Below are 12,263 nucleotides of genomic sequence, written 5' to 3' on the forward strand. Positions count from 1 at the left end.
CGACTCGACCAGCCAATCAAATAATTACACCAAGCCGATGCCGTCGTCGTACGGGTTCATCACGTGGTAGGTCTGGAACGCCGTGGTGTCCGTCTCGATGAGATGCGCGCCCAGCGTCGAGATGGCCTCGGCGATGAACTCGACGGGCAGTCCGTCGTAGTGCGCCCGCTGCCGCTGGCCGTCGGCGCCCAGCTCGTAGAACGACTGCGGCGCAACGCCCGTCGCGACCAGGCTGAGCATCATGCGGGTGAACATGTCGGGCAGGTTGAGCTGTCCGGCGTAGCTGGTGTCCGCCAGGATCATGTCGCAGCGGAACACCGAGACGGGCAGACCGAACTGGTCGTTCGCCTCGCGCAGGAGCACCTCACCGCCCCACTTGCTGTTGCCGTAGCCGTTGGCATAGCTGTCGTCGACCTTGCGGGTGGCGCTGACCACGCGGACGTCGGCGTCCTCGGTGTTGTCGCTCGGATTCATCCCCGCACCGACGGCCATCGTGGACACGTAGACGAACGGCTTGATCTTCGTCGTCAGCGCGATGCGGATCAGCTCCGCGGTGCCGAGCACGTTCGGCCCGAACAGCTGGCTGTAGGGCAGCACGTGATTGACCAGCGCCGCGGGGTCGACGATCAGGTCGACGGTGTCGGCAAGGCGCTGCCAGGTGGCGTCGTCGAGGCCCAGGTTCGCCTCGCCCTTGTCGCCTGCGAACACCTCGAGGTGCTCGGCGGCAAGGGTTTGGTAGTGCTCCAACAGCTTTGGGTCACCGCTGTCGAACGTCGCGTCCAGACGGGCGCGCGCGGCTGCGTCATCCTTGGCCCGGACCAGGCAGATGACCTTACCGTCGACCAGGTCCATCCTCTCGAGCCATTCCAGGGCCAGGTAGCGGCCGAGGAATCCCGTTGCGCCGGTGAGTAATACGGTGCGAATCTCGGAATCCGGTCCCGGCAGTGACGAAGCCGTTGACAGAACGTCAGGGCCGATGAACTTGTCCAAGGCCAGTTGACTGGCGTGCACTTCGGTCGCGTCACGACCGTGCACGGCGTCGTAGGTGGGTCGCTTGGCCCCGCCTGCGCGCTGCGTCTCGACGTAGGCGGCGATGGCAGCCAGGTCGCTGGCCGGGCTGACGATCACGCCGACGGGCACGTCCACGTCGAAGATCTCGTGCAGCAGGTTGGCGAAGGTCAACGCCGACAACGAGTCTCCACCAAGATCGGTGAACTGCGCATCGGGCTGCACATCGGTGGCGGCCGCTCCGAGCAGCGCGCTGGCGGCGCGGCTGACGGTCTCCAGCACGGGTCGATCGGCACCGCTCTGACGCAGTGCGCGCAGCTCACCCGACTGACCGTCGGCCATGTCGACGTACAGCTGCTCGAGATCGGCGCCGTAGCGTTCCTTCAGCTTCGGCCATGCCAGCTTGCGGATGCCGGTCAGCAGACCGTTCTCCAACGTGAAGGGGTTGGTCTCCACGATGAAGTCGCGGGGGACCTCGAAGGATTGCAGGCCCGCAGACCGCGCCGCGTCCTTCAGTGACGCGTTGATGGCGGACTTGAGTTCAGCTCCGTCGTAACGGTTTTGGGCGTCCTCGGTCGGAACCACCACGGCCAGCAGGTAGGGCCGCGCGCTGTTGCCGTAGATGTAGATCTGGTGCACCAGCGGGCTGTCGGTGAACGCCGCCTCGAGCTTGGAGACGGTGACGAACTCGCCCTGGGACAGCTTCAGTACGTTGTTGCGCCGGTCCAGGTATTTCACCTGGTCGGGGCCGAGGTCGGCGACGATGTCACCCGTCTTGTAGTAGCCGTCGGCGTCGAACACCGCGGCGGTGACCTCGGGGCGCTTGTAGTAACCGGGGAAGAGCTGCTCGGACTTGACCAACAGCTCGCCGCGGGGATGCGGCACGTCGGTGCCGTAGTACCCCAGCTCGGGCACGTCGACCAACTTGTAGTCGATGACCGGTGGACGGCGGATCACGCCGTCGACGAACACGGCGCCTGCCTCTGTCGAGCCGTAGCCTTCCAGCAGATGCATGTCGAGGAACGACTCGACCCACGACTTCAGTTCGGGCGAGATGGGGGCGGACCCGGTGAGGGCGCTGACGAAACGGCCACCGAGCAGGCTCTGCCGAAGCTCGTCGTCGGTCGCGCCGCGGTCGGTCTGGCTGACGTACTCCTGGTAGAGCATGTCCCAGATGCGAGGGACGAAGTTCATCTGCGTGGGCCTGGCCAGCGCCAGGTCCTCGAGGAAGGTGGATAGGTCGCTGCGGGCGGCGAAGTTCACCGTGCCGCCGGCGGCCAGCGTTCCGTAGAGGACGCCCCGGCCCATCACGTGGCTCATCGGCAGGAAGGCGAGCGCGATCGCCGGCAGCGCGTCCTGATTCTCGCCCCAGTGCGAATTGGCGGCGAAGCGCCACATGTTCGCGACCTTGCTCGCCGGGTACATCGCGCCCTTCGGAGCGCCGGTGCTGCCCGAGGTGTAGACCAGCAGCGATAGTGGGTCCTCACCGTCGGCGACGACGGACTGCGGTGCGCTGAGTCCGCGGCCGCGGACGAGCACGTCGGCGAGGGTTTCGACGACCACACCGCTGTTCTGCAGGCGCGCCTTGGCCGCCTCGAGTGCCTCGCGCTGGTCGTCGACCTCATGGGCGAAGTCGAAGACGATCAGGCGTGCGGGCTTGGGGTCTGCGGCGAGGATCAGCTCCACCGCATCGTCGACGTAGTCGATGCTGGACGCGATCACCGCGGGCTCGGTCTCTTCGATGATCGGCTGCAGCTGTGCCTGCGGAGCACTGGTCTGCAACGGCACGGAGACCGCGCCGAGTTGCGTGGTGACGATGTCGAAGACGGTGTAGTCGACGCTGGTGAAGCCGAGGATGGCGATGCGGTCGCCGGGCTGGACGGGCTGGTCGTGCAGGGCAGCACCGAGCGCCTGCACCCGCTCCCACAGTTCGCCGTAGCTCACCGTGTCGAAGTGGGGCAGAAGCTTCGCCGTCGTGCGGCCGCCGCTGGTGACGTATTCGACGGCGCGCTGGCCGAGGGCGGGCCGGTCGGCGTAACCCTCCATGACGGCGCGGACGACGTCGGGCAGCCGCTCGGCCGCGCCGGCGGTGGCCGTTACGGCGTCATCGGGCTTTGCGGCGGCGAACTGTTCGTCGTCGGAGTACAGGTCGGCGATGCGGCGCACCAGGCGCGCTTCGCGAGTGTCTGCGTCACGCTCTTGGAGCGAGCGCTCTTCATTCGACATGGAAAATCCCCTACGTACATGACTGAAAGTCGGTTTTGGTGGGCGTCCCTGCCGCACCTAGACACAACAACGTTATCAAAACTAAAGATATGACCCTAATGCCTGACCTGGCAGTTCGCTGTGAGCAAGGCCACCTCGGCCCTTGTTTGTTATAGTGTCTAAGTAATATCTACGAGAGGCTGACGATGACACGGACCAACGACGACACCTGGGATCTTGCGACCAGCGTAGGGGCTACGGCGACCATGGTGGCGGCAGCGCGGGCGATCGCGAACAACGACGAATCCATCGACGATCCGTTCGCCGAGCCACTCGTGCGCGCGGTCGGTGTGGACTTTCTCACACGCTGGGCGACGGGCGAGCTGACCTCTGCGGACGTCGACGACGAGGGAACGGCGTGGGGGCTCGCGCAGATGCCCGCCGCGATGGCCGCACGCACCCGGTACTTCGACGAGTTCTTCGCCGACGCGGCGAAGAACGGCATCCGGCAGGCCGTGATCCTGGCGTCCGGGCTGGACGCTCGCGCGTACCGGCTGAACTGGCCCGCTGGAATGACGGTTTTCGAGATCGACCAGCCCGAGGTCATCGAGTTCAAGGCGAAGACACTGGCCGGCCTCGGCGCCGAGCCGAAGGCCAACCTGCGCACGGTGGCCATCGACTTGCGCGAGGACTGGCCGACGGCCCTGAAGGCGGCGGGCTTCGACCCCACCAAGCCGTCGGCCTGGATCGCCGAAGGACTGTTCGGCTACTTGCCTCCCGAAGCGCAGGACCGGCTGCTGGACGCCGTGACCGAACTCGGCGCACCGGGCACCCGACTTGGCAGCGAGGCCATCCCGAACCAGGGCGACGTCGACCTGGACGCGGCCCGCGAGAAGATGCGCGAGTCCACCGCCAAGTGGCGCGAGCACGGCTTCGATCTCGACTTCTCCGAGCTGGGATTCGAGGGCGAGCGCAATGACGTCGGCGAGTACCTCGGGGCGCGTGGCTGGACGTCCGTCGGCACGTCGATGGGAGTTCTTCTGGCCTCCAACGGCTTCGCGCCGATCCCGGAAGGCGACGGCGATCAGCCGACGATGAACGGCGTCACCTACTACACGTCGACACTGGGTTAGCTCGCACGGGGAGACACGCGCGGCTGGGTCACGCGGCGGGGCGAGCCGTCTCGATCTCGAGTTCGGCCTCGTAGGCGCCTTCGCCGCGGCCCAGCGAGAAGGTCGCGGCGGTCATCGCCGCGACCGTGAGGACCAGGGCGATCAGCTCGTAGCCGCTGACGTCGAGCGCCTCGCCGAGTACGACGGCACCGAGGCAGACGGCCACGACGGGTTCGAGCACCAGCATCGTCGGCACGGACGTCTGAAGCGCTCCCGCATGGAACGCGGACTGTTGGAGCAGGGTCGCCACGACGCCGACCACCACCAACACGTACGGCGCCGGGGTCGCGAGCAGGCCCAGCGCGCCCCGCTCGTCCAGCAGGTGCATCACGATCTTGGTCATGACGGCGACCACCCCGAACAGAACGCCGACGGCCACGGCGAACAGCACGGCCCGCTGCTGGCCGTCGGTGCGGCGGGCGAGCACCACGCACCCCACGATGACGACGACGCAGAGCACGGCGACGATCGTCGAGACGGGAAGCGACGCCACGCCTTCCTGCGGAGCGGGGCGGGCGAGCAGCACGAAGAGCGCAAGCGCCAACGTGAGAAGGCCCGCCCACAGCCATTCCCGACGGGTGACGCGCCGGCCGGCCAACCGTGCGCTCAACGGCAGCGCGAACAGCAGCGCCGACACCAGAAGCGGCTGGACCAGGATCAACGACCCCTTCATCAGGGCCAGCGCCTGGAATCCGTAGCCCGCCACCGCCGCGCCGGTGCCTGCCCACCAGACCGGTCGTCGTAGCAGGGTGGCGACCATGACGGTGCTTACGCCCTGGTCAGAGGGCACGTCCATGGTGGCGCGCTGGCGAACGACGATGCCGACGGCCATGCAGACGGCCGAACACAACGCGAAGAGGACGACCAGTCCGTGGCCCAACAACGTCCTCGACACCCTTCGGTCATACGACTGTCCCCGGTCGATCCCCCCACCAGGGTAGAGGTGTGACTAGCCGGCTTCGAGTCGAGAATCCTGCTCGGCGTCCTGGCGTGCGGCGGGATCGATGCGGTCGCTGACCTTCGCCACGACCGTGTCGACCCGGCTCACCGCCGCGTCGCACAGGTCGCGCACCCGGTTCCCGGCCGTGTCGACGTCGTCGGCGGCGCTCAGCAGATACGACCGGACGTTGACCCGCAGCCGATCGGTGGCGAAGCGCACCCGCCGGCGGAGTTGCTCGTCGACGTCGACGGTGACGTAGGGCAGTACTCGAATTGCCATATCCCGCTCCCGTATTGGCTGCCGGCGCGTTCGCCTTGGGACCAGGTTAGCGGAGGTGGCGACGTCACACGATGTCGGCGATGGCCTCAGCCGTGTGCAGGTCCTCGTATGCCGCCGAATACCGTTGCGCCAGCGCAAGAGCGATATCCGGCCGCTGCCACAGTTCGCCCGCGCTTGCCGTGCACAGCCAGAGCGTCAGGCCGTGCGCGACCGAGGCGCGGTACCGCAGCCAGACCTCGTCAGCCGAGGGAAGCTCGTCGGCGGGCAGCCCGAGGGCATCGCGGTACTCGGCGAGAAGCGCGCGTTCGTGGCCCCTGCGGTCCTCGGTGGTCAGGGCGCCCTGCAGGAAGTACCCGAGGTCCAGCGCGAAGTTGCCGCGCCGTGCGACCTGCCAGTCGAGGAACCCGACGTCGCCCGCAGGCGTCAGGTAGGTGTTGCCGACGTGGGCGTCACCGTGCAGCAGCGTCACCGATGACGTGACGAGGGTCCGGACGTAGGGCTTCCAGACGTCGTCGATCAGGGCGTCGATGCTCAGGGCGTGCACCGACGCCGGGGCGTCGTCGCCGAGGCGTTCCAACGCGGCGGGCAGCGGTGCGTACTGCATGCCGTCCCATGGCACGAACGGCTCGAGCCAGTCGAGTTCCTGCCGCTCGACGCGGCGTCCCCAGAAGTGGCCATGCAGCCGGGCCAGTCCGCGGACCCCGTTGGCCGCCTGCTCGACGGTCAGCGGCCTGGTCGCATCGCGCGGGTCGGCGCCGCGGGCCGTCAGGTCCTCCATGACCAGGATGAAGTCGTTCTGCGCCTCGTCGATCAGAGCCGCGTAGACCAGCGGATGCTCCAGCGGGAGAACGACTTTCGACTCGAACAGCCGCGGCTCGTGCAGGAGCCCGCTGGTCATCTCGATCATCGCCTTGTGATCGGGGTCGACGGCCTTCACGAATACGGTCGCGGGACCCGACCCTGCGGAATAGGTCAGGCCGAGACGGGCACGACGGTTGGTGCCGTCGTCGCGTAGGTCGACGGTGACCTTCTCGACCGTTGCGCCGGGGTGGTGTCCTGCGAGCGCCGCCGTCATCCAGTCCGGGGTGATCTCGTCCCAGTCCTTGGGGACGACGAGGCTCGCCGTCACGGGATGAACGCCGGAAGGCTGTCCCAGCCGCGGATGGTGGACGTCGACGACAGCACGGCATTGGGCAGGTCGACCTCCCACTCGGGGAACCGCTTGAGCACCTCCTCGAGCGCGACCCTCCCCTCGAGGCGCGCCAGTGCGGAGCCGAGGCAGTAGTGGGCGCCCACGCTGAAGCCGAGGTGCGCGTGCACCTCGCGGTTGACGTCGAAGGTGTCACCGTCCGGCGGGAACTGGCGGTGATCGCGGTTGGCGGCCCCGATCAGCATCATCATCACCGCGCCCTGCGGCACGGTCTGGCCGTAGTACTCCACGTCGCGCGTCACGTAGCGCGCCACGTGCGGGGCGGGCGGCTCGAAGCGGACGAGTTCCTCGACGGCCTTGGGGATCAGCGTCGGATCCTCGACGAGTTGGCGCCGTTGTTCGGGATGCTCGGCCAGCACCTTTCCGGCCCAGCCGATCAGCCGGGTGGTGGTGTCGTTGCCCGCTCCGGCGACGACGTTGAGGTAGATGAGGAGCTCGTCGCGAGTGAGCCGGCGGGTGGTGCCCGTTTCGTCGACGAACTCGACGTTGAGCAGTTCGGTCATGATGTCGTCGGACGGATTGTCGACCCGCCAGTCGATGTAGTCGGCGAAGATGTCGCCGCTGACCAGCCCCTCCTCCGCGGCCTTCATGGGCTTACCCGCCTCGGTCTTCATCTGACCGGTGACGTGATCGCGAACAGCCTGCTGGTCGGCCTCGGGAATGCCGATCAGCGCGCTGATCGTCTTCATCGGCATCTGGGCACCGAGGTCGGTGACGAAGTCGAACTTGCCGGTGCCGACGACGGGGTCGAGGCTCTGCGCGCAGTAGCCCCGGATCTTCTCCTCGAGCAGGGCGATCTTGCGCGGGGTGAACATGCGGGCCAACAGCTTGCGGTGGATGTCGTGGACCGGCGGATCCTCGAAGATCAGCACCCCGGATGGGATGGGGAAGTCGGCCTTGATCAGCTCGATGATCGCGCCCTTGGCCGAGCTGAACGTCCCGTGGTCGACGATGCCGCGGTTGACGTCGTCGTAGCGGCTCAGCGCGTAGAAGTCGTGCTGGTCGTTGTAGTACAGCGGCGCTTCCTCACGCAGTCGCCGGAACACCGGGTATGGGTCTGCGTTGATCTCGACGTCGTACGGGTCGAAGTACACATCGCTGGTCGCGCTGATGGTCACGGAGTCTGCCTCTCTGGGGGCTGCGAGAGATTGCTTACCCGCGTAAGTTACACGGCTGAGCGATCGCCCGACAAGGATCCGGTCAGTTCAGGTGGAGGCGCGCTGGATCAGTCGGGCGACGTTCTCGCTGCTCGGTTCGCGGACCGACGGGTAGCCGAGCTCGGTCATCATGGCGGCGACGGACACGTCCACGATCGTCTCGGCGTCCAGGCCGACGGACGTCAGAGGCGGGCCGCTGACGGCGCCGAGCGCCGTCGCGTCGACGCCCATCACGGCCAGGTCCGCGGGACACTGCAGGCCGGCCACCCGCACGCCGTGCAGGCAGACCAGCGCGACCTCATCGCTCTGGGCGCACACCGCGGTGACGCCATCTGCTCGCCAACGGGTGACGACGTCGGAGGCGTCGGTCCCGTCCATCGCGACCGCACCCACCACCAGGTCGGGCAGCCCGCGCTTGGCGGCCGCGACCCGGAGGCCCTCCAACCAGTACTCACCGAGGGGCCGCAGCATGTCGAGGTCGGAGAACGCGAACGCCAGTCGGCGATGCCCGCGGGAGATCAGATGGTCGACGCGCATCTCACCGATCGTCAGATGCAGCGTGCCCATCGCATGCAGCTGCGCACTGCCGAGGTGGATCTGCGGGATGTTCGCGGCGGTCACGGCCTCGAGAGCGGCGCCGCCGAGCGGGAACACGCTCGTCACCGCGATGGGGTTGAGACTGGCCACCGCATCGACGACGTTGCGGCCGTCGTCGGTCTCGAACTGCAGCGAAAGCACGACGCCGTGGCGGGCGAGTGCCGTGGTCAACCTACTGCCGACCTCAAGCAGCAACTCGCCCAACGAGATACGCGGGACGACGTAGAGCATCACACCGCTGCCGCCGACCGCGAGATTGCGGGCCGCGAGGTTCGGCCGGTAACCGAGCTCCTTGGCGGCGGCCTGCACGGCAGCCTTGGTCTGCGCCGAGATCGTCTGGCCCGCGACGTCGTTCAGCACGTAGCTGACGGTCGCCGCAGAGACGTTGGCAAGGCGCGCGACGTCGGCCTTGGTCGGTCTCGCGGCTCCCCTGACACCCATGGGGTCATCATCTCAGGTGGCCGGGGTCGGCGCGGTGGCTATGTCATGCCGTGGTCAGCACCGGCTCCGACCACGGTAGGAGACGAAGACCGGACTTCGGCACGATGCGGATCGGGGTGCCCACTTCCTAGCGTCGAGGTATGACATGGTCACTACCGAATGTGCGCACTCCGCGCCTGCTGGTCACCGATGGAGGGGTTCGGCTCGGTCCGACGTCTATCGTCGGCGCGCCTGCCGCGACAAGGGATCGATTCGCCGCATGGGCCAGAAGGGCCATCGCCGACGCCCGTGGGGCCCTTGCGAGGCGGCAAGAGCGTCCGCCACGGGGAATGTACCATCCACCGTCGTTCAGCAGGACGTTCCAGACCTCGATCGTCGACCGCGAGCGCAGAAGGCTCTGAGCGACACTGCCTTTCGCCGTGCCGAGGAGGGCGCGGCCGCTACCTCGGTGCGACGATGCCGTGGTCGTAGGCGTAGACGATTGCCGCGCCTCGGTCGCGGAGGGCGAGTTTGGCGAAGATCCGACCGATGTGGCTCTTCACGGTGACACCGGAAATGAAGAGTTCCTGGGCGATCTCGGCGTTGGAGTGGCCGCGGCCGATCAGCCTGAGCACGTCGAGTTCGCGGGCCGTGAGCTCGGTGACGGCGACGGCGCTGGACCGCTCGCCGGGGGCCTGTCGATAGGTATCGAGCACGCGCGGGGTGACGACGGGGTCCAGATAGCTGTGGCCATGGGCGACGGCGCGTACCGCCCTGATCAGTTCCTCGGCGGAGGAATCCTTGAGCACGAAGCCGGCGGCCCCGGCGCGCAGCGCTCCGGAGAGCAGCTCATCCTCGTTGAAGGTGGTCAGCGCGAGTACCGGTGGGGCGCCTGGGCCGGCGAGCCTGCGTGTCGCTTCGATGCCGTCGACGCGTTTCATGCGCAGGTCCATGACGATGACGTCGGGGTGATGCGCAGCGACGGCGGCCGGCACCTCGTCGCCGTCCGAGCATTCGGCGACGACGACGAATCCGTCCTTGCGGCGCAGGATTCGGCGCAGCCCAGAGCGCACGAGGTCCTGATCGTCGACGAGCAGGACGGAGATGTCGCCGTTGTCCATGTCAGCGTCCACACGACCAGGATTGCAGCCGTAGTCCGTCGGGCGCCAGTGGGATCTCGGCGCAGACGGCCCATTCGTCATTGGCGGCGCCGATGTCGATTGCGCCGCTGAGGAGTTCGACTCGCTGCCGGATACCCCGCAGACCCCGACCCTCCGATCCCCCGCCGACGGACGGGACGTCGGGAAGCTGACTCACGACGGTGAGCCGAGCCGTAGTGGGGGAAATCAACAGCGTGACCTCGGCCGGTGACTGCGGGGCGTGTTTGGCGATGTTGGCCAAGGATTCCTGGGTGATGCGGTACACGGCCAGGCCGACCCCAGAGGACACGCGTTCGGGTGCGCCTTCGGTCCGCAGGTTGACGACCAACCCCGCTTCGACGAAATCGTTGATGAGACAGGGAATGTCGGCGATCCCCGGTTCGGGCGCGATGCGCACCCTGCCGTCGTCGAGCAGGCCGACCGTGCGACGGATGTCGGCCATCGCTTGGCGGCCCAGCCGCTCGGCGTCCTGCAGTGCGTCGACGGCGTCGTCGATGTCGCGGTCCTCCTGCAGGCCGCGGCGGGCCCCCGTCACGTGTAACAGCGTGACGCTGAGCGAGTGGGCAATGACGTCGTGCACCTCCCGCGCGATGCGTCGGCGTTCGTCGGCGGCGGCGTGCTCGGCGAGGTCGGCCTGCATCTGGTCCTGTCGGATCATCAACTGCTGCTGGGTACGCATCAAGAACCCGACCAACCAGCCCATCGCGACGAAGCTCAAGTAGAGGGCGACACCGTCGAGTCGATGTGCCGTGGCCGCAGCAACCAGCAGGGCGGCGGCCGCCGCGGCGGCGAGCAGACCGCCCGCCAAGGACGCCAGCGATCCGACGCAGCCGAGCATCAGGACCAGCAACAGTGGGGCGAAGTCGAAGGCAATGGGTGTCGACGTCGCGAAGAGGAAGATCGCCGTGGCCGTCCACGACGAGACCGCGACCAGGCCGGGGTTGAACTTCACCCCGGAGACGAAGAACAGCACAAGCGGAGAGACGGCAATCAGGCTCCCGCCCAGCGCGGGAAGCAGATCCGTGGACGGTCGCTGGACGATCGACACGGCCGCGATGAGCACCATCGCGACGTCGACCGTGATGACGAACGCCCACGTGAATCCCAGCGGGATGAGTTCACCTCGCCGCCGGAGCCGATCTCGCACGTACCGTGAAGCGGGCCGTAGCACCGCCCCATCCTAGAAGGCCCGTCGGGTGCAGGCATCGTCCCGCGGTCGGTGTCGGCCTCCGCCCACGGTAGGAGGCGAGCTACGGACCGCCGCACGATGTGCCACGGCAAGAGCGGCTCGTAGCGTCGCCACCATGACCGATCTCTGGCGTCGTCCGGTGGCCGGCGGGCACCGTTGGGCGATCCTGGTGGTCGCGGCCTGGACGATCGTCGCAGGCCTCGCCAACGTGTGGGTACCGCAGCTCGAGAAGGTCGTCGAGTCGCACAGTCGGTCCTTCATGCCCGCGGATGCCGCCAGCGCCAGTGCCACGACGCACTCGGCTGAGCTATTCGGCGACGTGCCGAGCAACAACCTCAACTACGTTGTGCTGGAAGCGGACCGGCCGCTCGGCGACGAGGATCGCCGCTACTACGACCGGCTGGTGTCGACGCTGCGGGCCGACACCGAGCACGTTCACTCGGTCACGGACCTGTGGGCGAATTCAGCGTCCGCGGCGCTGGCGCAGAGCCGGGATGGCCAGGCGGTCAGCGTGATGCTGCGACTGTCCGGAATGCTCGGCACGACCGAGGCCAGCGCGTCGGTCTCCGCGGTCCGCGCGATCATCGGTCGACTCGCCGCACCACCGGGTCTGACGAGTTACGTCACCGGACCGGGCAGCACCATCACCGACGAGTTCAGCGCGATCGACCGCCAGATGCTTGGCATCACCGTGGCAACCGTGGCAGTGATCCTGTTGTTGCTGCTGCTCGTCTACCGGTCGCCCGTGGCCGCCGCGATCCCGTTGATCTCGGTCGGCTTGGCGTTGGCCATCGCCCGCCCGGTCGTCGCCGCCCTCGGTGGCCACGACGTCATCGAGGTGTCGCTGTTCACCATTGCGTTGCTCGCCGCCATGATGCTGGGGGCGGGCACCGATTACGCGATCTTCCTGCTCGGCCGCTACCAGG

General features: G+C 67.7%; 10 protein-coding genes. 2 read left to right on the plus strand and 8 right to left on the minus strand.

What is annotated here, in order from left to right; translation table 11 throughout:
• Positions 1–24: 24 nt before the first annotated feature.
• Positions 25–3,234, minus strand: coding sequence for a carboxylic acid reductase (gene car / locus ACRDUX_RS32500; protein ID WP_526420248.1), 3,210 nt, complete (start codon positions 3,232–3,234; stop codon positions 25–27).
• 185 nt (positions 3,235–3,419) lie between these two features.
• On the opposite strand from car, the gene ACRDUX_RS32505 reads away from it, so the two are divergent.
• Positions 3,420–4,346 carry a class I SAM-dependent methyltransferase gene (locus ACRDUX_RS32505; RefSeq protein WP_526420250.1) on the plus strand — a complete coding sequence of 309 codons (927 nt, stop codon included), beginning with the start codon at positions 3,420–3,422 and terminating at the stop codon, positions 4,344–4,346.
• Between the two features lie 28 nt (positions 4,347–4,374).
• Here the strand turns inward: ACRDUX_RS32505 and ACRDUX_RS32510 are convergent, their stop codons facing one another.
• From ACRDUX_RS32510 to ACRDUX_RS32540, 7 genes are all read right to left on the minus strand, one after another.
• A complete protein-coding gene (locus ACRDUX_RS32510) occupies positions 4,375–5,268 on the minus strand; it encodes a DMT family transporter (protein WP_526420262.1) in 894 nt (297 codons plus the stop codon).
• Between the two features lie 66 nt (positions 5,269–5,334).
• Positions 5,335–5,604, minus strand: coding sequence for a hypothetical protein (locus tag ACRDUX_RS32515; RefSeq protein WP_526420252.1), 270 nt, complete (start codon positions 5,602–5,604; stop codon positions 5,335–5,337).
• A gap of 64 nt (positions 5,605–5,668) precedes the next feature.
• Positions 5,669–6,679 carry a phosphotransferase gene (locus tag ACRDUX_RS32520; RefSeq protein WP_526420264.1) on the minus strand — a complete coding sequence of 337 codons (1,011 nt, stop codon included), beginning with the start codon at positions 6,677–6,679 and terminating at the stop codon, positions 5,669–5,671.
• Positions 6,680–6,729: 50 nt separating this feature from the next.
• Positions 6,730–7,932, minus strand: coding sequence for a cytochrome P450 (locus ACRDUX_RS32525; protein ID WP_526420254.1), 1,203 nt, complete (start codon positions 7,930–7,932; stop codon positions 6,730–6,732).
• An 87-nt stretch (positions 7,933–8,019) separates the two neighbouring features.
• Positions 8,020–9,009 (minus strand): LacI family DNA-binding transcriptional regulator, encoded by a 990-nt coding sequence (locus ACRDUX_RS32530; RefSeq protein WP_526420256.1) that lies wholly within the window; start codon positions 9,007–9,009, stop codon positions 8,020–8,022.
• 440 nt (positions 9,010–9,449) lie between these two features.
• On the minus strand, positions 9,450–10,109 hold the full coding sequence (locus ACRDUX_RS32535) for a response regulator transcription factor (RefSeq protein WP_526420266.1): 660 nt from the start codon (positions 10,107–10,109) through the stop codon (positions 9,450–9,452).
• Position 10,110: 1 nt separating this feature from the next.
• Positions 10,111–11,319 carry a sensor histidine kinase gene (locus ACRDUX_RS32540; RefSeq protein ID WP_526420258.1) on the minus strand — a complete coding sequence of 403 codons (1,209 nt, stop codon included), beginning with the start codon at positions 11,317–11,319 and terminating at the stop codon, positions 10,111–10,113.
• 133 nt (positions 11,320–11,452) lie between these two features.
• Here ACRDUX_RS32540 and ACRDUX_RS32545 point away from each other — a divergent pair.
• On the plus strand, positions 11,453–12,263 hold an 811-nt coding region (locus ACRDUX_RS32545; protein WP_526420260.1), incomplete at its 3' end, for an MMPL family transporter.

This window comes from Mycobacterium sp., assembly GCF_050701675.1.
Classification (GTDB): domain Bacteria; phylum Actinomycetota; class Actinomycetes; order Mycobacteriales; family Mycobacteriaceae; genus Mycobacterium.